We start from the raw sequence: 25,186 nt of genomic DNA on the forward strand, positions 1-25,186 counted from the left end.
ATGCTGCACGCGCGATTCGCCACCTCGCATATTGACCGCTGCGCTTTCGCTCAGCCTTGGCTCCTGAAACCGATGCGGGCATGGCTCCCATCGCAGAAAGGTTTCGTGTTGCTGGCGCCGCATCGACAAAGACGCGCACTTTGCACGCGGGCCACGACGCGCCCGGTGCCGCTCGTGATCTCGAGGTTGCCGCGAACCTGCAGTGGACCGTCGATCTGTGGATCGACGCTCAGCGTGCCGTCCCTCGTCTCGAGCATGTCTGCCTGACCGGTTGCCGGTTCGCCCGTGGCTGCGAATCCGACATCGTGATGGGAACCGTCACAGAACGGCTTGTTCTTCGAGGCGCCGCAACGGCACAACGTTGCGCGATAACCGGCCGCGTTTCCATCAAGGCGGATGTCAGCGCGGACCGCATACGGTCCGGCCTCGCGGATCGCGATCAGGTTGACCGGCGGCGCGGTTTCATCGGGACGCCCGTCCTTGCGCTTGTAGCGGATCGCCCCGGACGGGCACGCATGCGCGATCGCGGCCAGTGCCTCGACATCCATCGCATCGGGGTGGATCCATGGGCCCTGGACGTTCGCGAGAAAGACACGCGGCGCGCCGGTCACGCAGAACCGCGCATGGATGCAGCGTTTCGCCTCGAAGTCGAGCGTGAGGTGCGTGCCTTCGACCACCTCCACGCCGTCCACGACGGAAGACTCGACGACGGTCTCGACGGGCGTCGCTGCAGCGGTTTCACGAACCGGCGCTGCCTCAACATATGCGAACTCACGTTCCCCGCGCGCCGCCAGCGCAACGAGTTGCCGAGCGGCCGCATCGACCCGCGAATCCGGTGATGCCACGCGCAAGGCCTCGGCCGCTGCGGAAAGTTCGTACAACCGTTCGACGAAGAAACGTCGCGCGGCCGAACCCTCGGGAAACGGCGCGGAGTCTCGCAGCGCCGTGAAAGACACGCCAGCGTGACACTCCGGATTCGACGGGCCTGCAGGCAGCCGAGCCGCGCGTTCGCCGAGCAGCGCCATCGTCTGCATCAGCGCGATCGCGATGTCTACGGCCAGCGCCTTCTCCGGATGAGGCCCGCGGACCGAATACGCATAGGCGATGAGCCGCAGCATCAATCCGTAGGCGGCGTTCGCGAGGTCGACCGTCGTCGAGGCCTGCTCGTTCTCGATCCACACGCGCCCCTCGGGTCTCGGCGGCCGGCGCAGCACCGGATTGCGGGCCGCCGGGAACGCGGGCGCGAAGGACGGATTGGCGGCGAGCAGATGCGCGTACTCCGTCCGTATCGCGACGAATTTCTCGAAGTGCGAGTCCGTGCTTCCCTCCGGCGCGCCTTCGCCCTGCGCGACGATCGCATCGAACGCGGCGAGCGCAGTCTTCAGGCAGATCACGCGCGCCGCGCCTTTCATTTCGACTTCCGAGGGCGAAAGCTGCAGCGCCGGGTCGCCGCAGAACGCGGCCTTCTCGCCGACGCCATCGGCGAACCGGCGCAGGTTGACGCTGAGCTGCGCATAGAACGCGCCCACGGTCTCGTAGTCGAGCGCCATCGGCGTCAGGCGCGGCGCCCACATGCCGCGCGTGAATGTGCGTTCCGGCTCGAAGCCCTGGCCGTCCGGCTCGTTCGATCCCGCGGGGCGCTCGAGATAGACGAAATGCTGCAGCGTGCTCGCGTCGAACGGAGCCAGCTTCACGACGACGCCGGCTGGAAGATAGCCGGGGTCGAGCGGAAAATTGCCACGACCGAAGCGTGGAACGCCGCCCAGTGCGGAGGTGATGTTCCACACCGCGACGAGGTGCCCCATCTCGCCGATCGCGATATCCAGGATTGCCCGCCGCCAGCGTGCGATGGCAGCCGCTTCATCCGGCGTCAGCCCCTCTGCCTCGCCGGATTTCAGGCTGAACGCGGCATAGAGATACGTACACATGAGGTTGTGCTCGAGCTCGGCCGCCTCGTAAAGCGTATGAATGAGCTGCTCGCGGCTCGGCACGCCGGAACTCGCAGTAGATTCGTTGAATGTCATCCAGTCCTCGTCATCATCACGATCGATCAGCCGCGACGGCCGGCTTCGAACAGGAACCACGTGCGCCGCTCGGTCTCGTCGATCCAGTTTTCGATCAGGCTGGCCGTCGCGATATCGCGATGCACGTCGCAGACGTCATGCACCTCGCGCAGGCGCGCGGCAAGCATCTTGTTGTCCTCGCGCAACTCGGCCAGCATGTCCAGCGGATCGACATACTCGGCGTCGTTGTCCTTCACCCGCTGCATGCGGGCGATCTGACCGATCGAACGCAGCGTCGCGCCGCCGACCTTGCGGATGCGCTCGGCGATCGGATCGGTCATCGCATAGAGCTTGTCCGCCTGCTCGTCCAGCAGCAGGTGGTAGTCGCGGAAATGCGGCCCGCTCATGTGCCAGTGGAAATTCTTGGTCTTCAGGTACAACGCGAAGACATCCGCGAGGATCGCATTCATGCCGCCGGCGATGTCCCGCGTCGCCTTGGGTTTCAGGTCCGTTGGCGTGATCAGCGGCGCTTCCTGCCGGCGCTTGAGATCATCCGTCTTGCTTGCACTCTGCTTGGCCATGGTCGTTCCTCGGGGGATGTGACGCGTCCGGAGATTACGCCTCGAACGCATCGTGAAAAAGTCGATCGTTTCGGCTCGGCGCCCTACCCCTCCAGTATGGCGGTTACGCCGAGGCCTCCGGCGGCGCACATCGAAATCAACGTGCGGCCCGACGTCCCCGTCTTCGCACGATGCAACGAGAGTTGCTTGGCGGCGCTGGCGAGAATGCGCGCACCGGTGGCGCCGAACGGATGACCCAGACCCACCGAACCGCCATTGACGTTCATGCGGGTGCGATCGATCGTGCCCAAGGGTGCGCCAAGGCCCAGAGCGTTGCGGCAGTAGTCCGCGCTTTCCCAAGCCGCCAAGGTGCACAGCACCTGACCGGCAAATGCCTCGTGGATCTCGTAGAAATCGAAATCCTGCAAGGTGAGCCCGTTGCGGGCGAGAAGCCTCGGCACGGCGTACGCCGGCGCCATCAGAAGGCCCTCGGGCTTTGGACCGAAGAAGTCCACCGCCGCACTCTCCGCATCGACCAGCCATGCCTGCGGCGAGTGACCGCGATCGGCGGCCCACGCCTCCGACGCAAGCAGCACCGCGGCGGCGCCGTCGGTCAACGGCGTCGAGTTGCCGGCCGTCAGCGTGCCATGGCCGGACGTGAGATCAAAAGCTGGCTTCAGCTTCACCAGCTTCTCCATCGACGTGTCGGCGCGCAGATTGTTGTCGCGCTTCAGTCCGCCGAAGGGCACCAGCAGGTCGTCGTAGAAACCCTGCTCATAGGCGCGAACACCATTGCGGTGGCTGGCCAGAGCGAGCGCGTCCTGCGCTTCGCGGCTTATCTTCCATTGCTTCACCATCTGTTCGCAATGCTCACCCATCGACAGCCCCGTACGCCGCTCGTTGACGTTCGGGATCGAGGGTTTGAGCATCGACGGGCGAAGCTGCATCAGCATGCGCACGCGCTCGGATGTCGTCTTGCCGCGGTTCAAGGCGAGAATCAGCTTGCGCAGTTTCTCGTTGACCGCAATCGGCGCGTCCGATGCCGAATCGACACCACCGGCGATGCCGACTTCGATCTGGCCCAACGCGATCTTGCTTCCAACCAGCACCGCCGTCTGCAGCGACGTCGCACAGGCCTGCTGCACGTCATATGCGGGTGTCTGCGGCGAGAGCCCGCTGGACAGTGCGGCCTCGCGGCTGATGTTCGCGTCCCGCGAGTGCTTGAGAACGGCGCCGGCGGCGACCTCGCCAAGCCGCTCGCCGTTCAAACCAAAGCGATCGACGACCCCTTTCAGCGCGGCGGTCAGCATGTCGATGTTGCTAGCATCCACGTACTGCGTGTTCTGGCGCGCGAACGGAATGCGCGCGCCGCCCAGGATCCCGATCCGTCGAACAGGTTTCATGCCTTGGTCCTTTTATGCGACGCCAGCGGCGAGAGCATCCACCCGTGTTGCCGACAAGCACACGGCGATGCAGTGTCACTCACCTGCGCGTCCGCGTCGACCGGAAAGTGCTTGCGAGCCGACTGGGCCAGCACGACGCTTGGTTGTCCTTGCGCAATGTGCACGGATAAACGGATAACAGGAATGCGCCAGCCGTGCGACTTCCGGCCTATGATTTGAGCATGGGAAGAAGCCCGATGAGGGCGCGATGCGGACGCGTCATGCGAGTCCGGCTGCTCGCGCGATCAGAAACAACCCTGCCCCAACGACGACGAATCCAATGGCTCGGGCGATGCGCTCACCGGCCGGCGCGAGGCGTTCGACAGTGATGGCTGCCGTCACGACAACCATGGCATACAGGTCCATGACCCCGATGACGAAGAGGATTGCCGTCAAGCCGGCACAGCAGTAGCTGCAGTGGAGGCCGAGGTGCAGGCCGTGTCGCCAAGCCGTGCCGGCGTCTGCTGGAAACGTAGGGCCGCACACCGGTTCCTTCCGGCAGCAGGCAAGGTGATGCGCCTTCCATGCGGTGAACTGGAGCGCGCCGGCGATCAGCACAACCCCTCCGACCGCGATCGGAACGGTGCGCGCCAGCGCAGGCATCTGCATCTCGACCGCTGCCAGCGCGACACCCATCGGAAAGGCGGCCATTCCGAACACGGTCCACACGCAGAAGTACCCGGCGCCCACTAGCGCGGTCAGTCGACCCAGGCGCGTCTCGCCTGTCCTGCCGACGGCCTGGCGGTAGCGCCACAGCATGGGCACGAGGGACGGCAGCATCATCGCCACCATCATCACGAACCACATGCCGAGGAACGACGCCGCGGCGTTGGACCATGTCTGTCCGGGCATCCGCATCCACGTCATCGACATCGCCCAACCGCCGGGCATCGGCATCGCGCCCATCGCCGTCATGGACGCGCGCCCGACAATGGTCACCGCCGCGCTGGCGGCGAAGAGCAGCGCAGAGACGCCGAAGAAAGCTCGCTGCGAAGCTCGCTCGGCAACCATCTGTCGTGCGGCCTCCCGTTCCACGACTGCGCGATGACACACCATGACTTCGTTCAGTGCTTGCCGTACTCGTCGTGGCGCTTCCACCAGACGCCCGTCTCGTTGCGCCCCCTTGGTGCGCGATCGAGCCATTGGTACATGCCCCAGAGGCCATCGAGCCCACGCGCATAAGTGGAATAGGTGTGGTAGACGACACCGTCCTCGAGCACGAACGTGCTCATGCCCGGGCGGTCGCGCACGTACGTGGCCGCGTCCGTGCCGCACGTGGCCGCGAACTGATGGACGATCTCCGGGAGCTGCGCCTCGACGATCGGGTGGCCGCCGCGCCGGTAGTTGTATTCGACGCCGCCGGCGCGCTGCTGCGCCTCGGTGATCGAGACGTTGAAGTCGAAATTGAAATCACCGTCGCTCGCGGACGCCCACGGAAACGTCCACCCCAAGCGTCGCTTGTACGCCTGCAGTTTCGCGAGCGGCGCCCGCGACACCGCCGAAAGCGTGACGTCGTGGTTCGCCAGGTGCACGACGAAGCCGTCGAAGCCGTCCGCAATCATCGAGCAGGATGGACATCCCGCCGCGTAATCGGGCCCGAACATGAAGTGGTAGACGAGGAGCTGCGAGCGCCCTCTGAAGAGGTCCACCAACGAGGCGCCCCCCTCGTCAGTCTCGAATCGATACGCCTTGTCGATCCGAACCCACGGCAGCTCCTGCCGCCGCCGCGCCATCTCGTCGCTGCGCCGCGTAAGTTCCTTCTCGGCCTGGAGCAGCTCGAGCCGCGCTGCCAGCCACTCTTCGCGTGTTGCGGTCTTGTGGTCGTTCATCATTGTTCTCCTCTGTCTGCGCGCTCGAACTCAGGCTGCGACCGCTTCGTTGCGGGCGTAGTCGGCCAACTGATCGCGCAAGGCCGTCTGGAATGCCGGCCGCGCCTCACAGCGCTTGACGTAGGCGTCGAGAAGCGGGAATCCGGCGACCAGATCCGTATGCCGAATGAACCTCAGCGCGGTCGTCATCAGAATGTCGGCCGCGGTGAAGCGGCCCAGCAGATACTCGCGGCCGTCGAGCCATTCGGACAGCGCGGTCAATCGAACCCTTACCTGGTCCACGGCTGCAGGACGCCGCAGCTTTGCCCACTCTTCATCACGGTGCTGCAGATCCATCACCGAAAGAGTCCAAACCGGCGGTTCGACGGTATCGAGCGCAGCGAACATCCAGGCCAGCGTTTCAGCGCGCCGGTCTGAAGGCATGAGCGCCTCGCAATGCTCGGCGATGGCATGGACGATCGCACCCGATTCGATCAGGGTTCCCTCGCTGGATTCAAGCACCGGCACCAATCCAAAAGGATGCTTGCGCTGATAGGTATCGGAATGTCGCTCTTCGATACCGATGAACCGACTTTCATAAGCAAGCCCGGCCTCTTCGAGCGCCCAACGCACGCGCAGATCGCGCACTAACCCTTGCGCAAAAGCCGGCACCGAGCGAAAGCCCCAAACAGCGATCTTTTTCATGTCGTTTCTCCTCGCTTCTCGTGTTGTGGCACCGGTTGTTTCCGGCGCCTTGGTGGGTGGTCGTGAGATAGACTGCGACCGAACCATCGAACGGTGGGAGTGACAAGCTTGGCGCGATTGAAATGAGCCTGTTCCGATGGACTCACTGATCACGGCTGCGGCGCGCGCACTCGCGGCGGGTGATCCGCTCGGCGCTTTGAAGCGCGTCGCCCTGCGCGACGACGCGCCTGCGCTCGCGCTTCGAGGCATCGCGATGGCGCAGCTCGGCGATCACGTTCGAGCGAAAGCGCTCCTGCGAAGTGCCGCGCAAGCCTTCGGCAAGAAAGAGGCTGTAGCCCGCGCGAGGTGCGTGGTCGCCGAAGCCGAGATCGCGCTTGCCTCGCGCGACCTCGCCTGGCCTGCGAAGGCGCTCGACGCGGCGCGGGCGACGCTCGAAGAGCACGGCGACCGCGTGAACGCCGCGCATGCGCGGTATCTCGAAGTCCGGCGCCTCCTCCTGATCGGGCGCCTCGACGAGGCCGAGCGTGCGCTCGCCGAGCTCTACCCAACACCCTTCCCGCCTGCGTTAACAGCGGTCCACGAGTTGGTGGTCGCGGGGATCGCGATGCGGCGCCTCCGGGCGAAGGCGGCACGCGCGGCGCTCGCTCGGGCCGAGAGCGCAGCACGCCATGCAGGTATTCCTGCGTTGGCGGCGGAGATCGAAAGCGCACTCCTCGTCCTGAACACGCCCGCTGCGCGCCTGATTGAGGGTGGCGCGGAGCGACTCCTTCTGCTCGAGGAAGTCGAAGCGTTGCTGGCATCGAAAGCATTCGTCGTGGACGCTTGCCGTCATGTCGTGCGTGACGAAAGCAAGGTGGTCTCGCTCGCAAAGCGTCCGGTGTTGTTCGCGCTCGCGCGCGCGCTGGGTGAAGCGTGGCCGGGAGATGTATCGAGGGATACGCTCATTGCGCGCGCATTCCGATTGAAACTCGCCGATGAATCGCATCGCGCGCGCCTGCGAGTCGAAATGGGGCGGCTTCGCAGGATGCTGCGCACGCTGGCCGATGTGAGCGCGACGAAGCGGGGCTTTGCGCTGGCGCCGCGCCGCGCATGCGAAGTCGTGGTTCTGGCGCGGCCCGTTGAAGAGAAACATGCCGCTGTGCTCGCCTTTCTCGCTGACGGCGAATCGTGGTCGACCTCGGCGCTTGCGCTTGCCCTTGGCGCGAGCCAGCGAACCGTGCAGCGCGCGCTCGACTCGCTTGCGGCAGCCTGCAAAGTGCAGTCATTCGGTCGCGGGCGAGCTCGTCGCTGGACGACCCCGCCGATGCCGGGATTCGCGACGGCCTTGTTACTCCCGGCTCCTCTCGCGTTTGACTAGGATGAAACCATGAAAAGATCAACCGCTGATATCGTTCGCGAGTACGGACCCTTTCCCGGTGCCGATAGCGTGGGTGGCGTCACCTACGACGGCGAGAACGTCTGGTTTGCTTCAGGAGACAAGCTGAACGCCTTCGATCCCGCGAACGGGAACGCAGTACGCTCGATCGATGTCGCCGCGCATGCGGGAACGGCCTTCGATGGCCAGCACCTGTTCCAGCTTGCCGAGGATCGCATCCAGAAAATCGACCCGGGGACCGGTCGCGTGCTCGCCACGATTCCGGCGCCCGGCGGCGGCGGCGACTCAGGGCTCACGTGGGCCGAAGGAACGCTCTGGGTAGGACAGTATCGGGACCGGAAGATCCATCAAATCGATCCCCAGACCGGCACGATTCTTCGCACCATCGAGTCCAACCGCTTCGTCACCGGAGTCACCTGGGTCGATGGAGAGTTCTGGCACGCCACCTGGGAAGGTGACGAGAGCGAGTTGAGGCGAGTCGATCCTCGAACGGGAGAAGTCATGGAGAGCCTCGAGATGCCCGCTGGAGTCTACGTGTCGGGGCTCGAGTCCGACGGCGGCGATCGGTTCTTCTGCGGAGGCGGCAGCAGCGGGAAGGTGCGAGCCGTCCGGCGTCCCGGGCGAGGCTCCGAGATCTCCGTCGGCTCCACGAGCACGCAGTCGAAGCGGCCCTCGCGAGCGGCAAGCCGCAGGGATTGACCATCGCCTGGATTGACCGGCGGCGGCGCTCGATAGCCGCCGTGATCGTGCAGCTGGATCACCACTGATTTTTCGGACACCACAAGTCGAGAAAGCGGGCCGGCCCCAAGGGCCGGCCTGATCGAAGGCTCTCTACGAGCCTTATCTACTGGACAGTCAGAGTGACGTCATCGAGGGCGAAGGTTGTGTTCCCCGAGGACGAACTCTCTGTGCCGGTGAACTTGATCGTCACCGTCTGGCCAATATAGGCAGCGAGACTCGCCGTGTGCTCGATGTATCCGGACACCACATCGAGGTTCGAGAAGGTCGCCGCCGTTCCGAGTACCGTGCCCGACGTATCGAGCACTTGCACCGTCAGTGTGTCTTGTACGGTTCCGGTCTTGCTGCTGTCGACGTGCAGCCAATACGAAAGCGTTGTAGTCGTTTTGCCCGTCGGAATCGACACCTGCTGCGATAGCGTGTCGATGGCTGCGCTGCCATACCCGTCGAGCCAAGCAAAATAGCTGCCAGTATGCGGATACTGTCCGCTACCACAACTCGTCGCAGTACAGATATCGCTCGTCGTGCCCGTCCAGGGTGATGACCCGCTCTCAAAGCCCGTGTTGCCCAGCAGCTGGCGCGGACCACCGCTACCGGAGACTGCCACCACCTTGGTTGCTGAGTTGGTCCTTCCGCTGGCGCTGTCTGTGACCGTCTCGGTCACGCTAAAGGTGCCTGGCGCCGCATAGGAGTGGCTCGGGCTGGCCGCGGCGGAAGTGCCGCCGTCGCCGAAGGTCCACGCATGCGCGGAAATCGTGCCGCCGCTGTCGGTGGACTTGTCGGTGAAGTTGACCGACAGGCCACTGGCGACGAAGCCGAAATTCGCTGTCGGGGCGCCACTCGACTGGCCGACAAGCAGCAGCGACTCCCCCGCTTGGCCGCCCTGATAGATGTTCGATATCTCGCTGGCGCTGAGCACGCGCGACCAAATTGCCAGATCGTCGACATCGGCGGTCGCCGAATACGTACCGTTGCCACTACCGCCTATCAGTGTGTTGTAGTTCGCACTCAGCGAGACGGATCCCGTTGCGCCGAGCGTGCTGGTGTTTTTAGTTGCTCCATCCAGATAGGCAATGACCTGATTTTGCGTGCGGCTGAACGTCACAGAGACCAGGTGCCAGTTGCCGTCGGAGATCGAAAGGGCCACGTCGTGACGCGTGCCGCCAGCCGTATTCCAGTTGATCGCCTTGTTCGGCGTCGTCGCAATCACCCAACCGGGATAGCTGCCACTGGTCCAATCCTTGTTGCCGAAAATCGCGGCGTCCGTCGATGAGGTTGTGCGCACCCAGAGCGACAGCGTGAAATCGCCGGCATACACGCTGTCGAGATTGCCGAGCGAGGCGGCCCAATCACTCGGGCCGCTGCTGCTGTAGCCGTTGTTACTGAAACTGGCGGCCGCGCCGAACTTGCCGGCGACATAGCGCGCCGTGCCGCCGAGCACGTTGGCGCTCACGGTGCCGGCCTGGGCAGTGAGGTTGTTGTCGAGGTTGAGATATGTCACCAAACCCGTCGTATCCACCGGTACGATCGGATTGGTCCGCGCGACATACACGGGAGCCGAGCTGACGACGTTGCCGCCGTCGTACAGGGCTTTGACGCTCAACGTATCGTTACCCGCGGGTGCGTTGTTCCAGGTGAAGGTATACGGCGCCTGCGTCGCTTCGCCGAGCAAGCTTGCGCCGTTGTAGAACTGCACCTTGTTGATGCTGTGTCCGTTGGCGATGACGCTGGCGCTCAACGTGACAGTGCCGGCCATCGCGCTCGTCAGATTGCCCGGACTGTCCAGGGAGGCGATGGGCTGCGGGGCTGCGGTATTCCAGATGTCCGTGATCGGTGCAGCGCTCGCCGCGGCGCCGGCATGGCCGAGACCGTACATGTCCTCGAGCGTGCGCAGCACATTGTAGTGATTGATAGTCTCCGCGTAGTTTCCTGGCGTGACCATTGGCCCGATGAACAATGTCGCGATGTGATTGGTATCCGGCGCGTCTCCTCTCGATTCATCCCAGGTGAGGATCAACAAACTCCTGTGCGTCATCGCCCACTGCGCATAGCCGGACATGTGCAAACGCAGCCAATTGTCGCCGTGATGCACTCCGTCGTTGTGCATGTTGTCGTCTTCGGTCGCGTGTACGAAAGAGACGGTCGGTAGCTGGCTGTAGTCCGACGGAAAGTCCTGCATCGTATGCATGACTGAAGGCGGCATCGTGTTGGCCGGCTGGGGTGTAGCCGTGCTGGTCCACCAGACCGCAACGTTTTCGCTCGGATAGTAGGTGCCGTACGGACTGGAATATCCGCCCTCCGCCGTGCCGCCGAAACCATCGCTGGGCAGACCCTCTGCGTACTGGATAAACGTATCGCCAGCACCAAACAGTTGCGCGCCGAGGTTGGGTACCGTGAGCGGAAGATTGGCCGGCGTCTCATTCGCGACGATGCCCTGGGCACTTCCGGAAAAGAGTTCCATGTAGTTGGGTTCGCTCGGATGCTGCACGCCATGCGAGTCGGTGAAGCTGGCAGCGATCGGCAGCAGCGCATTGATGAACGGCGCGCCGGTATTCGGGTCGGCATTACCGACGATGTCCGCGTAGTCCTTGTTTTCCATCATGACGACGACCACGTGGTCGGGACGTGGAACGGTGGATGCTTGAGACTGCGTAGCCGCTCCAATGGCGGTCAATAGCAGCATGGAACTGCAACGCATGGCGCTCGCGAATTGACGCATGGTGCTGTCTCCGGAAAGGTGGGTGGAAGAGGCACCATCGCAACGACGCACCGGCCACACTGTGCCGATGCGAGTATGTGATCAGATACCTCACCCAGGGATTCCATACCTGGATGAGGTCAGTCGAATGTAGGTGCGGCTGCACGCCCGTTGCAGCGAGTAGCCAGACGCACGAACCTGTCTAACGCGTTCGGCTTTCGTGGCGCACCGAATAGATCGACGTAGCGAATTGCTCGCTGCGTCATCGCGTGGCGGTGACGTTTTCGCTCACCCTTGGATGAGGTCGAATAGACCCACTGGCTCAGACGATCAACCAACGCGTGGAGTGAATCGCTGGCGCTGGAATTGAGGTTGGGCCGACTGCGGGAAGTTGCTCGCGTGCAGGGCTACGCGTTGGAGCGGACGCCTGATACCAGGCGTCCGCATCGCCGACCACTCATCAAAACGACAGGTCGACAGTCAAGAATGCCTGGCGAGGAGCGCCGACCAACAAGGTGTCAAACGTGCCAGCCGGATCGCTACTGGTGAAACCATTGCTGTCGATCGTGGCAATGTACTTCTTGTTCAGCAGATTGCTGATCGCCAGCGACACCTTCAAGTTCTTCGTCCAGCCGACATTCCTGGGCTCCCACGACAGTCCTGCATTCCACAACCAGAAACCCGGAATGCGCTGGTCGTTCACGTACGTGTAGTAGCGCGCACCGGTATATTTTGTGCCGAGGTTCGCGCGAAAGTCGCCGTAGCGATAGGAAACATCGCTCGCGAACATCTGCTTCGGTGCATCGACCACTGTCTTGCCTTTGGTGGGAACGAGCACGCCGCCATCGGAGTAGCTATCGCGGTACGTCGAATCGTTGAACGTCGCGGAGTTGAACCAGCGCAAGTTCTCGGTCGGCTGCCACTGCAGCGTGAACTCGGCGCCGCGCGCGTTGACGCGGCCAACGTTTGCGATCTGGTTGGGACAACTGACCACGCCGGCGCAGGGCACGATGACGAGCAGGCGGTCCTTGAAATCGACGTTGTACAGCGCGAGCGATGACTGTATCTCCGGCGTCACGTAGCGCAAGCCCGCCTCGGTCGTAGTCGAGCGCTCGGGCTTGAGCGAGTTCTTCAACCCGTCGAAAGTCGCTTGGCTCGACGACCAGGCGCCGTTCGCGCCCGGCTCGAACGCATTCTGATTGACCGCCAGCGACGCGAATGTCTCGAAGCCGCCGCCAAGTCTGTAGTTGAGGCCGAGCTGCGGCAGGAACGCACTTTCAGCAGCCAGCGCACCGGCGGCGCGTCCCGGCACCAACGCCACCGCATTGGTGTTGACGTTGTGACCCTTGAAGCCGGCATCGACTTTGAGGTTATCGTCCAGGAAGCTCAAGCTGTCTTGCAAATACCACTGTCGCGTGAGCGTGGTGAAGCGCTGACGAAACTTGACGTGGTAGTAGGTATCGTAAATGGCGTCCTGATCGATCGGCCCCGGTATCGGTATCGGCTGGAAGCTGCGCGCGATGGTGTATTCGCTGTTCTCGAACCAGAAGCCACCCTGGATGTGGTGCATGCCGATGTCGTAGTTCAACGACGAAATCAGGCCCCCGCGCTGCATCAGATAGTGCGACAACCGAAGAGCGATCGGCTCTTCACCGGGCGCTGGGCTGTACGGAAGATCCGAAATTGGCGCGAACCAATGGCCCTGGCCGAGATCGTGATGAAAATACGGCTGCACGCTCAAGCTCAGGTTGTCGCTGAGATTGAATTCGCCCTTGAGCGAGCCGAGTTCATCGTGGCGGATGCCGTTGCCGTTGTAGTAGGTATCGTCTGGATTCGTGATGCAGCCCGAGTAGTTGCCGTTCGCGATCGCGACCGAGCGCTGCCAATCGGGAGCGAGGTAGTCGAAGTTGTAGCCACAGCGATGCAGGGTATCGATCGACATGTCGATATACGGCTGCTCGATGCGGCGTACCACGTCGAGGATTCCGGTGAGGCTGCCGCCGTTCCAGGCGTAGACGAATTTGCCGTTGATCTGTTTCTGCGTCTGGCTGTCGTCTCCTTTCCATTTGTCGGCATTTGTGAGCATGGCGGCCAGGTAGCCGCTGAAGCCGTTGAGATCGCCGGAGTCGCCGCGCACGAAAACGCGGCGGAAATTGTCCGAGCCGCCGGTGACGTTGACGCGCACGCCCGCCACGGCACTGGGGTTGTCGGTATGCAACTCGACCGTACCGCCGAGGTTGCTGGTCGATGCGGTGCCGAGTCCCCCGGACCCCTGCGCAAGCGTCAGCTCGCCAAGGTTCTCCGGGATCCAGGCGCGCGTCGTGGTGAGTCCGTCGCCCGTGTGGTAGTCGGTATTGCCCAGCGGGATTCCATCCAGCGTGTAGCCGAGCTGGGTATGGTCGAAACCGCGGATGGTAATGCGCTGCGACCACTCGTCCGTTCCGAACGGATCGTCGGAGACGAAGTGCACGCCCGGCAGTGTTCCCAGTATCTGGATCGGGCTCGTGCCCGGCGTGTACCGTTCGATCTGCGCTTTGTCGACACGTTGTACTTGCCGCGTTTCGCTTTGGCCAACGACCGAGATCGTCCCGAGGGCGCTTGTGTCTGGACTGGCATCGGCAGCGGGTGCCGTGTTTGCGTTGGACGCCGCGGCGTCGGGTTGTGCAATATCGTTGTTGCCGAGGGGATCGGCAAACGCAGGGGTCGCTGCGAATCCGAGCAGGGCCAGGTAGAGCGGGGTGCGTAGCAGATTCATTGTCGTACTCGTAGTAGATGCGTAGTCAGCGCGTGCGGGCCCTCCATGGCAGTCCCGAACGCACGCTTGCGTGGCGCGCATTGAACAGAGGGCGAGTTACGCGGCAGCGGCAGGTGATGGACTGCGCGGGTGGGTTGTCTACTGCGGACCGTGAAAGACCTGCGCCCGGCGGTCGTTGGCGGGCGCCTAATACATGCGAGCGCCGCGCACCCAGACGGCTTGCACGACGGGGAGACTGCCCGTCATGCGTACTCGCACGAGATCGGCACGCTGGCCCACGACGATCCCGCCGCGATCATCGAAGCCGAGCGCACGCGCCGGCGTACGGGTCACGGCAGCAACCGCACGCGGAAGGTCCCAACCTACGGATTCGTGCAGAAGGAAAGCGCCATGCAACAAACTGGCAGGCACGTAATCGGACGAAAGGATGTCGAGGCAATTGGCCTGAGCGAGTTCCAGCGCGGCCACATTGCCTGCATGCGAGCCGCCGCGTATCAGGTTCGGCGCTCCAGCGACGACCGCGAGGCCGGCTGCGCGCGCAGCGTGCGCGGCACCTCGCGTCGTCGGGAATTCAGCGATGGAGGCGCCGATCTGCAGCGCCTCGATCACATGTTCGGGCTCGGCATCGTCGTGGCTGGCGAGCACGAGCCGGTGCTGGCGCACCAGCGCAAGCACATCAGCCAGATGATTGTTGCGATAGCGGCTTTGTTGTTCGACGCGCGCCGCGATGAGCTTGATGAACTCGGCATCGTCCCAGGTAATGCCGCTGCGCGCGTAGAAACGGCGATACTGTTCGCTGTCGCGATACTGGCGTTGGCCCGGCGTGTGATCCATCACCGATAGCAAGCGCACGCGTGCGTGCGACACAAGCGGCCCCAGCAGCGCAGGCAAGTACGGATATGCAAGCTCGCAGCGTAGATGCAGGTAGTGTTCAGCTCGCAACAAGCCTTCCACGGAAGCGCGATCGAGCGCCGCGACCGTATCGGTCAGCGTTGCACTGCGCACACTGCCCTCTTCGAGATCGCCCAGCGTTACCGCAGCCAGCGCCGTAGTGATGCCTGCGGCGATCAATTGCGCATCGTGGCTCAGTACCGCCGACAGTCCCGGCCAGAGCACTCCGGCGCGGGGCATCAGATGTTTTTCCAGATTGTCGGTGTGCAGCTCGATCAAACCCGGCAGCACATAGTCGCCTGCGCAGTCGTATGTCGCGCCGGGCGCATCGCTTCGGCGTTCGATAGCTTCTATATGGCCGGCGCGTATGCGTAGCGCGCCATGTACGACGGCATCGGGCAGGATAAGTCGCGCATTGGTTAGACGAACAGCTTGTTCGGCCTGCGCAATGGGAGGGGCAAGAACGGTCATGGGACTGCAATCAAGAGCGGCAATGCTGCTCTGCTTATGTAATTCGCATCACTTCTAGCAACTGCCGATGGAAGACTCATGACAATACGGGTAGCCAAAGTGCAGATGCGCAACGCCAGCCAGCCGCTCTGGCGTCAGATCGAGCACGACCTGCTGAAGCGCATCCAGGCGGGCGAGCTGCGCCGCGGTGAGCGATTGCCTTCGGCATTGGCACTGGCTCGGGATCTGGGCGCGAATCGCCATACCGTACGCCGCGCGCTCGCCGCGCTGGAACAGCGCGGTCTGCTGCGCACGGAATTGGGTCGCGGCAGTTTCGTGTGCGAGGAGTCCTACGACTATCCAATCGGCCGCCGCACGCGTTTCACCCAGAACATGTCCCGGCTCAATGTCGAGGGTGGCAACGACGTGCTGGCCACCGGCATCGTCACGCCGCCCCCGCGCATCGCCAAGGCGCTCGCCCTGCTCCCCGGCGAATGCGCCTGGCGGACCGAATCTGCGGCTTGTGCGGAGGGCAAAGTCCTTGATCATTGCGAAGCGTACTTTCCACTGAAGCGTTTTGCGAAACTCGATCAGGTGTTCCTGCGCACGCGCTCGGTCACGCGCACGCTCGCCGAGTTCGGCATAACCGACTATTTCCGACGCTATACCAAAGTGTCGGCCAGCCTTCCCGGCGAAGCGACCGCACGCGTGCTCGGCCAAGCTGCCCGGCGGCCGGTATTGGTCGTGGAATCGCTCAACGTCGACACGCAAGGCGTGCCGGTGCAATACGGCCTCACGCGTTTCGCCGGCGAACGCGTGCAACTGGTGCTGACGACCGACGATTGAAGGGCGGAGCCTGCTCAGGCCGTTGCGAGCGACCGCGTCGATCGATAGGCTCCGGCGACCACTTCATCGGCAAGACCCAGCGACAAGGTCATGCCGAGTCCGCCGCCACCGATGGCGTTGACGATCGTCACGCCGGGCTCGGCTTCGACGACGAACTCGCTGCTGCCATCGGTCAATTTCGGATAGATGCCGTGCCAGCTCTGCGCTATGCGCGGATCGGGGAATCGTGCGAAGCGTGCGAGATAGTCGAGCACCTTCGCGTTGATCGCGTGCTCGTCGAACGGATCATGGGTGTGTGCATAGGCATGCGAATCGCCGAGCGTGATCTCACCGCGGCCGTTCTGCGCTGCCATCACGTGGATGCCGAGATCGAGCAGGTCGCCATGCTCGGCTTGATAGCGCGCGCGTAACTGAGCGATGTCGGCCGCAGCCTCAAAACCGGCGTAGTGCACCAGCGACAGCCCACCGCACAATGCGGGCCCTATACGGAACCCTTCGGGCTGCGCGGCGAGGCGCAGCATCTGCAATTTGCAGCGCGTGAGCGGCGCGGCAGCGAACAGGTCGGGATAGAGCTGCTCGAACTCCGGGCCGTTGCAGACAAAAATGCGGTCCGCCTGGAACCTGCGCGTTCCGGAGTAAGCCACGCCTTGTGTCACCGATGTAACCGGCGTGCGCCAGTGGAAACGCACGCCGTGGCGTTCTCCGAGATACCCCGGCAGCGATGCAATCACTTCGCGCGGATCGATCACCATCTCGTCGGTATTGAATAGCGCACCGCGTAAACCGTCGGCAACCAGCGCCGGTGACATGGCGAGCGCGGCCTCGCGCGTCAGCAACCGGCACGGGCGAACTCCATGATTCGCCGTCGCGTATTGTTCGAGAACCGCCCATTCGTCGTCCGCATACGCAACGTGCAGAGAGCCGCAGCGGTCGTGCCAGAGGCGCGCTCCCGCCAGCAATTCGAGCCAGATGTTGCGCGTCCGCAGCGCTCGCTCGTAGGGCGCGCCATTCGGCACTCCGATTGGCCAGACCATGCCGAAGTTGCGAATCGACGCACCGACTGCACGTTCATGCCGTTCGAGCACGGTCACTTCATTGCCACGTACAGCCAGCGCGCGCGCGATGGCGAGACCGACGATGCCTGCGCCGATCACGATGACGGATTCTTTCTTCACTTGGCACCTGCGATGGCTGGAGCGGAAACCAGCGGCGCGCCGGATTCGTGGCGCGCCTTGGCGTAGAAATACATGGCCGAGCACGCGACGCTGACCGCACCCAGCAAGGCAAGACCGAGTACGCAGTAGGCAAGAAACCCTGTCCATGACACATGCAGCCAGCCACTCTCGCGGACAAGGACCACGGCGATGCTTCCCAGATATCCGAAAGCGTCGCACACGTACATCATGAAGCCGACGTTACCCGAACCTTTGAACGTGGCCACCATGCGTTCCTCGAACGCGCAAGTGAACGGCACATAGGCAAGATACAAGCCGAAGCCGACCAAACCGAGCCACCACAGCGGAGGAAGCGTGCCGGCACGAAACGCGAGCGTCGCGCATCCAGCGAGTATCACGCCGGTGAACATCATCGCGTGCACGAGCATGAGCGCGCGCAAATTCTCCCGCACCATCACCAAGCCGGCGGTGCACAAGAGCAACAGAAAGGCGATGGGTGTCTCGACCTGCGCAAACAATGCGATGCGATTGCCGTAACCCAACTCGGTGAACAGCTCGATTTCGAAACTGTCGCGAAAATCCCGCACGATGGTCAAAGCCGCATAACAGAAGACCATCAACGCGATACCAGGCAGAAAACGCGTCGCGAAACGGCGCCGATCGGCGGCCGACATAGGTACGCGCGCGCCGCGCAGACCCCTATCAGCCGCATCCGGCTGCGGCATCCGTTCCAGCACGACAAGACACGCCAGCAACAACGGCACGAACGCAACGCCGGTGAGCACAGGCATCCAGTATTCGCTGACGCCCAAAGCGAGGAAATAGCGGCCAGCGGTTTTCACAATGCCCGACGCGAAGATCATGCTCGAAGCCATCATCGCGCCCATCAACTCGGTCGAGCGCCGCCCCTCGAGATAACTGAACAACACGCCCCAGACCAGACCCAGCGGCAAGCCATTCAGGAACAGGAACGCGATGTTCCACGGCGATGGTGTCAGTGCGAAGCCAAGAAGCGCGAGCGCTGCTGCGCCGATCAGCAGCAGCAGGAAGCGCGCGCGGCCCACGCGCTTGAGCCCGGAAATCACGCGAATGCCGAGAAACTTGCTGCACATGTAGCCAAATATCTGCGCGATGACCAACCACGCCTTGTAGTCGAGGCCGAGAACGTGCTGGCCGGTGAACGTGGCTGCCGCGAACGGCCGGCGAAACGCATACATGCACAGATAGGCCGCCATCGCCGCGCCGCCAGCGAGCACGCTGGCAAACAGGCGACTGCGCCATGATGCGTACGAGACGGCAGGCGCGGCGGCGCACGGCGAGACGGCGTCTTGAGCAATCATCACGATGCGCCTGGGCTTACAGCAAACCCGGCAAGTCCTGCAGGCGATCTATGATGTGATCCGGCTCGAAAGGCAGGAGCGCCTGGCGCGTAAACGCGCCGGTCGTCACCGCGACGACAAGACCGGCGCCGGCGTTGCGGCCCTCGCGAATATCGACTTCGGTGTCGCCGACCTTTACGACGCTGCGCGCGTCGGTCAGGCCTTGCCGTGCCATCAGCGTGCGGATCATGTGGGGTTCGGGGCGACCAGCGGGCACTTCGTCGGTCGCGATCAGATCGTCGATCACGCCGGCTCGCAACCAGCCGAAGCGCTCCACAATCGCGTCAGCGATAGAGCGCGAAAACGCGGTGTTCAGTGCCACGCGCATCCCGCTCCTGCGCAGTTCGGCGAATACCGCTTGCGCGTCGGCCATCGGCGCGACTTCATCGCTTTCCTGATAGCAACGCAGCATGCGCGTTACGAAATCACCATGAATGCGTTCCACTCGATCAGCGTCGGCGCGCTGCTCCTGCGCAAGCAGAAGGCGCCGGATTGCCTCGGGCTTTTTGTAGCCCATCAACGGCTGAGCGGCGGCTTCGTCCACTGCACAACCATCGTCTGCCAGCGCCCCGACCAAGGCACGTGCGACCAGGCCCGGGTCGCGCACCGTGGTCCCGGCCATGTCGAACACGACCATCTTGTAATTCATGCTGTTTCCCATATGCCGGGACATATTGGCCCCGGCAAAGAGCATCACCATGACAAGATCGCGACAATCGATGGGACTTGTCTAAGGCGAACGCCAGCAGCTCCGTCCGTTACTCAGGAGTGGGACAGGGTCGTGAACACCCATTTGCGAGGCGTATTCCTGGCCATGAAATACGACATCCCGGCGATGCTGAAGGTAGAGGCCAATCGTTGTGGCGTCGTCGTCCAATGCGACCGCCACGACCGATCGCCCGTCCGCCTACGGCGCGAGTTCGCGCCATCTGTTTGCCCGAAGCCTGCTCTTCGCAGAGCTAGCTACCGAACTCGCGCGTCCGAGAAAGGCATTACTAAACCGCTCGGGCAGCCTCCTCGACTTTGAGCTACGCGTAAACCGCGCGTCGCCTCGGCCGTATCGCATCGAACGCAGTTCGTTGCAGGCGGCGGAGGGCCGCTCAGCGACGAGTAATTGAAGGTGGCGCCCGAGCCGGTGAAAACCGGGCGCCTGATCGAGGATGTTATGCGTCATCCAGCCCTCTGACGGGCTAACCTCGGCGACCCGCTTCGAACAGGAACCACGTGCGCCGCTCGGTCTCGTCGATCCAGTTTTCGATCAGGCTGGCCGTCGCGATGTCGCGATGCACGTCGCAGACGTCATGCACTTCGCGCAGGCGCGCGGCGAGCATCTTGTTGTCCTCGCGCAACTCGGCCAGCATGTCCAGCGGATCGACATACTCGGCGTCGTTGTCCTTCACCCGCTGCATGCGGGCGATCTGACCGATCGAGCGCAGCGTCGCGCCGCCGACCTTGCGGATGCGTTCGGCGATCGGATCGGTCATCGCATAGAGCTGGTCCGCCTGCTCGTCCAGCAGCAGGTGGTAATCGCGGAAATGCGGCCCGCTCATGTGCCAGTGGAAATTCTTGGTCTTCAGGTACAACGCGAAGACATCCGCGAGGATCGCATTCATGCCGCCGGCGATGTCCCGCGTCGCCTTGGGTTTCAGGTCCGTTGGCGTGATCAGCGGCGCTTCCTGCCGGCGCTTGAGATCATCCGTCTTGCTTGCACTCTGCTTGGCCATGGTCGTTCCTCGGGATGTGACGCGTCCAGAGACTACGCCTCGAACGCATCGTGAAAAAGCCGATCGTTTCGGCTCGGCGCCCTACCCCTCCCACGCCCGCGGCTGGCGATGCAATTCGCCTTGGCTTTTCGTGCGCAACGCACTTCCTGACCCGCCGGCAGTTGCTTCCGCACCACAGCCCGAGCGAATTGTTGCGCGTCAACCTTGCCTGATTGGCTGTGCGCTGGATTCACGGCTCGCAGCATGCGGGGACGCAGCGATGGCGCTGACAAACCTACGGGCGCGACGCCGATCGGTCCAGCGAGGCCAACGCAGCGACCGGCGCCGGCATGGATTCCAGTGTGCCGATCGAATGTCCCTGCTCGGCCAGGTATTCGAGCCAGCGGTTCAGGAATGAACTCATGCGCACGCGCTGCTGGAAGATGCTGCGCGCCGGACGCAACGGGCCGATTGCGCGCGTGAGACGGCGGTCGGCGCGGCAGTCGAGCACCTCGGCCATGTGCGCATCGTGGTACATGCGCAGTTGCGCCGATGGCGCGCTCTCGCCGGTCTCGCTGTCGACGAAGCAGTAGGTCAGGTGCAGATCGAGCGTGTAGCGATGGCGTTCGAGCACGTCGAGGCGCAGATCGAGGCCGTCATCGAGCGAGGAGACATAGCTGCCGATCGCGAGCGCTTGCGGCGCGAACAGGCGCGCCAGCCGATGATAATTTTCCGAATACAGACCCATCAGCCACGAGAAGCGGCTTGGCAACAGCGATTGCGGGCGTTCAAGGACGGCTGACATGGGGGCGATCATAGGCGCGGTCTGCAGGCGCCGACAGTCTTATGTAGCGCCCACCAGCGCGGTAAGATGGGGTTCCTCGCACGGCTTCCAAGCCGGCCGTCCGATCTCTCCGGCGCTCCCCCGAAGCGCGGTGCCCCGCTGTCCGGGGCCTCCCCTAGAACATGTGCTTCTCGATGCCGAGCTGGGCGAGGATCTTGCTCGCGATCTCCTCGATCGAGGTATGCGTCGTGTTCTGCACCGCGATGTTGTCGCGGCGGAACAGCTTGTCGGCCTGCTCGAGCTCCCAGCGGCATTGCTTGAGTTCCGCGTAGCGGCTGCCCGGCCGGCGCGCCTCGCGCACCTGGGCGAGACGCTGCGGATCGATCGACAGCCCGTACAGCCGCGCGCGCTGCGGCACCAGACGTTTCGGCAGTTCGAGACGTTCGAGGTCTTCCTCGGTGAGCGGGTAGTTCGCCGCTTTCACGCCGTAGTGCAGCGCCATGTAGAGGCAGGTCGGCGTCTTGCCGACCCGCGACACGCCGACCAGGATCACGTCGGCGTCGGCGTAGTTCACGTCGATGCCGTCGTCGTGGGTCAGCGCGTAGTTGGTCGCGTTGATGCGCGCCTCATATTCGGTGAAGTCGGTGAGACCGTGGGCCTTGCCGACGCGGGAAGCACGTTTCGTGCCCAGTTCCGCTTCGAGTGGACCGATGAACGGCGCAAACACGTCCAGCATCAGCGCGCCACTCTCCGCGACGATGTCACTGAGCTTCTGGTCCATGATCGTGTTCACCACGATCGGCCGCGCCCCGGTCTGCGCGTAGGTGGTCTTGATGCGCACGGTCGCTGCCCGCGCCTTGTCTTCTGCGTCGACGAACGGAATGCGGTAAGTATCGAATTCCGCCGTGTCGAACTGGGTCAGCACGCTGTGGCCGATCGTTTCGGCGGTGATGCCGGTACCGTCGGAGATGTAGAAGATCGTGCGGCGCATGGGTTTTCCGGGCTGCGGAAGCGAACGCGAGTCTACGGGAAGGCGCACCGCCGAGCGCTCCTTTCAGGGGGAGGGCCGGAGCCTGAAACTTGCCCGAACCCGCGCAAAGCCCGAAAATTGCCGGCCTTGCCGGCGCCGCCCGGCCTCTCCCCACATCCCGGAGTATCCCCTTGAGCGACCTGGTCCTTTGGCTCGATGAGCTGCGCATGTCCGATCTCGGCAAGGTCGGGGGCAAGAATGCCTCGCTCGGCGAGATGATCGGCAACCTCGCCAAGCTCGGCGTCTCGGTGCCGGGTGGCTTCGCGACCACCGCGCAGGCGTTTGAGGACTATCTCGAGAAGAGCGGACTGGCCCGGCGTATCCAGGACCGCCTCGCCACGCTCGATGTCGAGCACGTCGACGCGCTGACCGTGGCCGGCACCGAGATCCGTGGCTGGATCGTCGACACGGCCCTGCCGAAGGAACTCGACCAGGCGATCCGCGACGCCTACGCGAAGTTGTGCAAGGACGCCGGCGCCACCGATATCGCGGTCGCCGTGCGTTCCTCCGCGACTGCCGAAGATTTGCCGGATGCCTCATTCGCGGGACAGCAGGAAACGTTTCTCAACGTCGTCGGCATCGACGACGTGCTGCACAAGGTCAAGGAAGTCTTCGCCTCGCTCTACAACGACCGCGCGATCGCCTACCGCGTGCACCACGGCTTCAAGCACGAGGACGTGTTCCTTTCCGCCGGCGTGCAGCTGATGGTGCGCTCGGACGTCGGCGCGTCCGGCGTGCTGTTCACGCTGGACACCGAATCCGGCTTCCGCGACGCCGTGTTCGTGACCGGCAGCTACGGCCTCGGCGAGATGGTCGTGCAGGGCGCGGTCAACCCGGACGAGTTCTATGTCTACAAGCCGACGCTCACGGCCGGCAAGCCGGCGATCCTGCGCCGCCAGATCGGCGCCAAGCAGCAGCGCATGGTCTATTCGAGCAAGCCGGGCGAGCGCGTGACGATCGAGGACACGCCGGCTGCCGACCGCGCGAAGTTCTGCATCGGCGATGCCGACGTGCATGAACTCGCCAAGCAGTCGCTGGTCATCGAGACGCACTACGGCCGCCCGATGGACATCGAGTGGGCGAAGGACGGCATCACCGGCATGCTCTATATCGTGCAGGCGCGCCCGGAGACCGTGAAGTCACGCGTGCGTGCGACGCAGATCGAACGCTTCCAGCTCAAGTCACGAGGCCCGGTGCTCGCCGAAGGCCGCTCGATCGGCCAGAAGATCGGCGCCGGCACCGCGCGCGTGATCCGCTCGATCAAGGACATGGCGCGTGTGCAACCCGGCGACGTGCTGGTCGCCGACATGACCGACCCGGACTGGGAACCGGTGATGAAGCGCGCTGCCGCGATCGTCACCAACCGCGGCGGCCGCACCTGCCACGCCGCGATCATCGCGCGCGAACTCGGCGTGCCCGCGGTCGTCGGCACCGGCAATGGCCTCGATGCGATCAAGGACGGCCAGGACGTCACCATCTCCTGCGCCGAAGGCGACACCGGCTTCATCTACGAAGGCAAGCTCGACTTCGAGCGCATCACCGCCGACCTCGGCCATATGCCGCCGGCGCCGCTGAAGATCATGATGAACGTCGCCAATCCCGAACGCGCGTTCGACTTCGCGATGCTGCCGAACGCCGGTGTCGGCCTCGCCCGCCTCGAGATGATCATCGCCAGCCACATCGCGGTACATCCGAAGGCGCTGCTCGAATACGATCGGCAGGACGCGGAAACGAAACGCCAGATCGACGAACGCATCGCCGGCTATGCGAGTCCGGTCGATTTCTATGTCGACCGCCTCGCCGAAGGCATCGCGACGATCACTGCCGCGTTCGCGCCGAACCCGGTCATCGTGCGCCTGTCCGACTTCAAGTCCAATGAATACGCGAACCTGATCGGCGGCAAGCGCTACGAACCGCACGAGGAAAACCCGATGATCGGCTTCCGCGGCGCGAGCCGCTACGTCGATCCGAGCTTCGCCGACGCGTTCGCGCTGGAATGCCGCGCGATGAAGAAGGTCCGCGACACGATGGGCCTCACCAACGCGTGGGTCATGATCCCGTTCGTGCGTACCCTCGACGAAGGCCGCAAGGTCATCGAGGTGCTGAAGAAGAATGGCCTCGTGCAGGGAGAGAACGGGCTCAAGATCATCATGATGTGCGAAGTCCCGTCGAACGCGCTGCTCGCCGATGAATTCCTCGACATCTTCGACGGCTTCTCGATCGGCTCGAACGACCTGACCCAGCTCACGCTCGGCCTAGACCGCGACTCCAGTATCGTCGCCAACCTGTTCGACGAGCGCGATCCGGCCGTCAAGAAGATGCTGTCGATGGCGATCCAGACGGCCAAGAAGAAAGGCAAGTACATCGGCATCTGCGGCCAGGGGCCGAGCGACCACCCGGATCTTGCCGAGTGGCTGATGGATCAGGGCATCGAGTCGCTATCGCTGAATCCGGATACGGTCGTCGATACCTGGCTCAAGCTGGCGAAGAAGAAAGCCAGCTGATTCCACCTCGCCAAGCGCAGTCTTGAACGCCGCGACGGTTCACGCCGTCGCGGCGTTTTTGTTCGTGCCGACCATGAGCCTTCCCCGCGCGCAGCACCGCGGCTTGCCCGGCCGCCGCAGCATGCAAGCATCGACCTCGACAGCCTTTGGAAAAGGCGGCGAGATTAGGCCGCCGGATTAGGCGGCACGATCAGCGGAAGTCGTTGATCCGGCCAAAGAAGTTCCGATGGCCGATCCCCGGGTGGCTGGATTAGGGTGCGGGAATAGGCTTCACTTTCAAACCGAGTAGTAGTTAGGCGGCAAGGAGGGACGTTATGCCAGGTAGGTCGGTTGCTGCTGC

At 63.7% G+C, this 25,186-nt stretch carries 19 protein-coding genes; 4 read left to right on the forward strand and 15 right to left on the reverse strand.

Annotated features, from left to right (window positions below; genetic code table 11):
• Window positions 1-50: 50 nt before the first annotated feature.
• The 6 genes from ABD002_RS14110 to ABD002_RS14135 form a co-directional block, all read right to left on the reverse strand.
• Window positions 51-2,024 (reverse strand): ferritin-like domain-containing protein, encoded by a 1,974-nt coding sequence (locus ABD002_RS14110; RefSeq protein ID WP_343792203.1) that lies wholly within the window; start codon window positions 2,022-2,024, stop codon window positions 51-53.
• Window positions 2,025-2,050: 26 nt separating this feature from the next.
• A complete protein-coding gene (locus ABD002_RS14115) occupies window positions 2,051-2,584 on the reverse strand; it encodes a Dps family protein (RefSeq protein WP_343792205.1) in 534 nt (177 codons plus the stop codon).
• Window positions 2,585-2,667: 83 nt separating this feature from the next.
• Complete coding sequence (locus ABD002_RS14120; RefSeq protein WP_343792207.1) at window positions 2,668-3,966, reverse strand: acetyl-CoA C-acetyltransferase; 1,299 nt, start codon at window positions 3,964-3,966, stop codon at window positions 2,668-2,670.
• A gap of 258 nt (window positions 3,967-4,224) precedes the next feature.
• Window positions 4,225-5,103 carry a DUF2182 domain-containing protein gene (locus ABD002_RS14125; protein ID WP_343792209.1) on the reverse strand — a complete coding sequence of 293 codons (879 nt, stop codon included), beginning with the start codon at window positions 5,101-5,103 and terminating at the stop codon, window positions 4,225-4,227.
• Complete coding sequence (locus ABD002_RS14130; protein ID WP_343792211.1) at window positions 5,070-5,834, reverse strand: DUF899 domain-containing protein; 765 nt, start codon at window positions 5,832-5,834, stop codon at window positions 5,070-5,072. The genes ABD002_RS14125 and ABD002_RS14130 overlap by 34 nt, the downstream gene beginning before the upstream one ends.
• Before the next feature lie 30 nt (window positions 5,835-5,864).
• Window positions 5,865-6,518 carry a glutathione S-transferase family protein gene (locus ABD002_RS14135; protein ID WP_343792213.1) on the reverse strand — a complete coding sequence of 218 codons (654 nt, stop codon included), beginning with the start codon at window positions 6,516-6,518 and terminating at the stop codon, window positions 5,865-5,867.
• Between the two features lie 196 nt (window positions 6,519-6,714).
• Here ABD002_RS14135 and ABD002_RS14140 point away from each other — a divergent pair, with 196 nt between their 5' ends.
• Both ABD002_RS14140 and ABD002_RS14145 read left to right on the forward strand, forming a co-directional pair.
• On the forward strand, window positions 6,715-7,875 hold the full coding sequence (locus ABD002_RS14140) for a helix-turn-helix domain-containing protein (RefSeq protein ID WP_343792215.1): 1,161 nt from the start codon (window positions 6,715-6,717) through the stop codon (window positions 7,873-7,875).
• A gap of 69 nt (window positions 7,876-7,944) precedes the next feature.
• Window positions 7,945-8,592, forward strand: a complete 648-nt coding sequence (locus ABD002_RS14145) for a Vgb family protein (RefSeq protein ID WP_343792217.1) — start codon at window positions 7,945-7,947, stop codon at window positions 8,590-8,592.
• Between the two features lie 145 nt (window positions 8,593-8,737).
• On the opposite strand, the gene ABD002_RS14150 is transcribed toward ABD002_RS14145, so the two are convergent.
• The 3 genes from ABD002_RS14150 to ABD002_RS14160 form a co-directional block, all read right to left on the reverse strand.
• Window positions 8,738-11,350, reverse strand: a complete 2,613-nt coding sequence (locus ABD002_RS14150) for an alkaline phosphatase family protein (RefSeq protein ID WP_343792219.1) — start codon at window positions 11,348-11,350, stop codon at window positions 8,738-8,740.
• Between the two features lie 439 nt (window positions 11,351-11,789).
• Complete coding sequence (locus ABD002_RS14155; RefSeq protein WP_343792221.1) at window positions 11,790-14,084, reverse strand: TonB-dependent receptor; 2,295 nt, start codon at window positions 14,082-14,084, stop codon at window positions 11,790-11,792.
• Between the two features lie 186 nt (window positions 14,085-14,270).
• Window positions 14,271-15,446, reverse strand: coding sequence for an alpha-D-ribose 1-methylphosphonate 5-triphosphate diphosphatase (locus tag ABD002_RS14160; protein ID WP_343792223.1), 1,176 nt, complete (start codon window positions 15,444-15,446; stop codon window positions 14,271-14,273).
• A gap of 78 nt (window positions 15,447-15,524) precedes the next feature.
• Between ABD002_RS14160 and phnF the strand changes: the two genes are divergently transcribed.
• Complete coding sequence (gene phnF, locus ABD002_RS14165) at window positions 15,525-16,271, forward strand: phosphonate metabolism transcriptional regulator PhnF (protein ID WP_343792226.1); 747 nt, start codon at window positions 15,525-15,527, stop codon at window positions 16,269-16,271.
• Window positions 16,272-16,285: 14 nt separating this feature from the next.
• Here the strand turns inward: phnF and ABD002_RS14170 are convergent, their stop codons facing one another.
• The 6 genes from ABD002_RS14170 to ppsR form a co-directional block, all read right to left on the reverse strand.
• Window positions 16,286-17,446, reverse strand: a complete 1,161-nt coding sequence (locus tag ABD002_RS14170; protein WP_343792228.1) for a TIGR03364 family FAD-dependent oxidoreductase — start codon at window positions 17,444-17,446, stop codon at window positions 16,286-16,288.
• The gene (locus tag ABD002_RS14175; protein ID WP_343792230.1) at window positions 17,443-18,786 is read right to left on the reverse strand and encodes a DUF5690 family protein; all 1,344 of its coding nucleotides are present in this window, start codon (window positions 18,784-18,786) and stop codon (window positions 17,443-17,445) included. Before ABD002_RS14175 ends, ABD002_RS14170 begins: the two co-directional genes overlap by 4 nt.
• Window positions 18,787-18,802: 16 nt before the next feature.
• Window positions 18,803-19,525 (reverse strand): HAD family hydrolase, encoded by a 723-nt coding sequence (locus tag ABD002_RS14180; protein ID WP_343792232.1) that lies wholly within the window; start codon window positions 19,523-19,525, stop codon window positions 18,803-18,805.
• A gap of 490 nt (window positions 19,526-20,015) precedes the next feature.
• On the reverse strand, window positions 20,016-20,549 hold the full coding sequence (locus tag ABD002_RS14185) for a Dps family protein (RefSeq protein ID WP_343792234.1): 534 nt from the start codon (window positions 20,547-20,549) through the stop codon (window positions 20,016-20,018).
• Window positions 20,550-20,823: 274 nt separating this feature from the next.
• Entirely contained in the window at window positions 20,824-21,333 is a 510-nt protein-coding gene (locus ABD002_RS14190) for a DUF1249 domain-containing protein (RefSeq protein WP_343792236.1), read from the reverse strand.
• A 154-nt stretch (window positions 21,334-21,487) separates the two neighbouring features.
• Window positions 21,488-22,303: a posphoenolpyruvate synthetase regulatory kinase/phosphorylase PpsR gene (ppsR, locus tag ABD002_RS14195; protein WP_343792238.1), complete on the reverse strand. Its 816-nt coding sequence runs from the start codon at window positions 22,301-22,303 to the stop codon at window positions 21,488-21,490.
• Between the two features lie 170 nt (window positions 22,304-22,473).
• On the opposite strand from ppsR, the gene ppsA reads away from it, so the two are divergent.
• The gene (gene ppsA, locus ABD002_RS14200) at window positions 22,474-24,846 is read left to right on the forward strand and encodes a phosphoenolpyruvate synthase (protein ID WP_343792240.1); all 2,373 of its coding nucleotides are present in this window, start codon (window positions 22,474-22,476) and stop codon (window positions 24,844-24,846) included.
• The last annotated feature ends 340 nt before the right edge of the window (window positions 24,847-25,186 follow it).

This window comes from Dokdonella soli, from assembly GCF_039523175.1.
Taxonomy (GTDB): domain Bacteria; phylum Pseudomonadota; class Gammaproteobacteria; order Xanthomonadales; family Rhodanobacteraceae; genus Dokdonella_A; species Dokdonella_A soli.

Coding starts and splice junctions, on each gene's coding strand:
- ABD002_RS14110 (WP_343792203.1), bottom strand. CDS start 2,024: ATGACATTCAACGAATCTACTGCGAGTTCCGGCGTGCCGAGCCGCGAG.
- ABD002_RS14115 (WP_343792205.1), bottom strand. CDS start 2,584: ATGGCCAAGCAGAGTGCAAGCAAGACGGATGATCTCAAGCGCCGGCAG.
- ABD002_RS14120 (WP_343792207.1), bottom strand. CDS start 3,966: ATGAAACCTGTTCGACGGATCGGGATCCTGGGCGGCGCGCGCATTCCG.
- ABD002_RS14130 (WP_343792211.1), bottom strand. CDS start 5,834: ATGAACGACCACAAGACCGCAACACGCGAAGAGTGGCTGGCAGCGCGG.
- ABD002_RS14135 (WP_343792213.1), bottom strand. CDS start 6,518: ATGAAAAAGATCGCTGTTTGGGGCTTTCGCTCGGTGCCGGCTTTTGCG.
- ABD002_RS14150 (WP_343792219.1), bottom strand. CDS start 11,350: ATGCGTCAATTCGCGAGCGCCATGCGTTGCAGTTCCATGCTGCTATTG.
- ABD002_RS14155 (WP_343792221.1), bottom strand. CDS start 14,084: ATGAATCTGCTACGCACCCCGCTCTACCTGGCCCTGCTCGGATTCGCA.
- ABD002_RS14160 (WP_343792223.1), bottom strand. CDS start 15,446: ATGACCGTTCTTGCCCCTCCCATTGCGCAGGCCGAACAAGCTGTTCGT.
- phnF (WP_343792226.1), top strand. CDS start 15,525: ATGACAATACGGGTAGCCAAAGTGCAGATGCGCAACGCCAGCCAGCCG.
- ABD002_RS14175 (WP_343792230.1), bottom strand. CDS start 18,786: ATGATTGCTCAAGACGCCGTCTCGCCGTGCGCCGCCGCGCCTGCCGTC.
- ABD002_RS14180 (WP_343792232.1), bottom strand. CDS start 19,525: ATGGTGATGCTCTTTGCCGGGGCCAATATGTCCCGGCATATGGGAAAC.
- ABD002_RS14185 (WP_343792234.1), bottom strand. CDS start 20,549: ATGGCCAAGCAGAGTGCAAGCAAGACGGATGATCTCAAGCGCCGGCAG.
- ABD002_RS14190 (WP_343792236.1), bottom strand. CDS start 21,333: ATGTCAGCCGTCCTTGAACGCCCGCAATCGCTGTTGCCAAGCCGCTTC.
- ppsR (WP_343792238.1), bottom strand. CDS start 22,303: ATGCGCCGCACGATCTTCTACATCTCCGACGGTACCGGCATCACCGCC.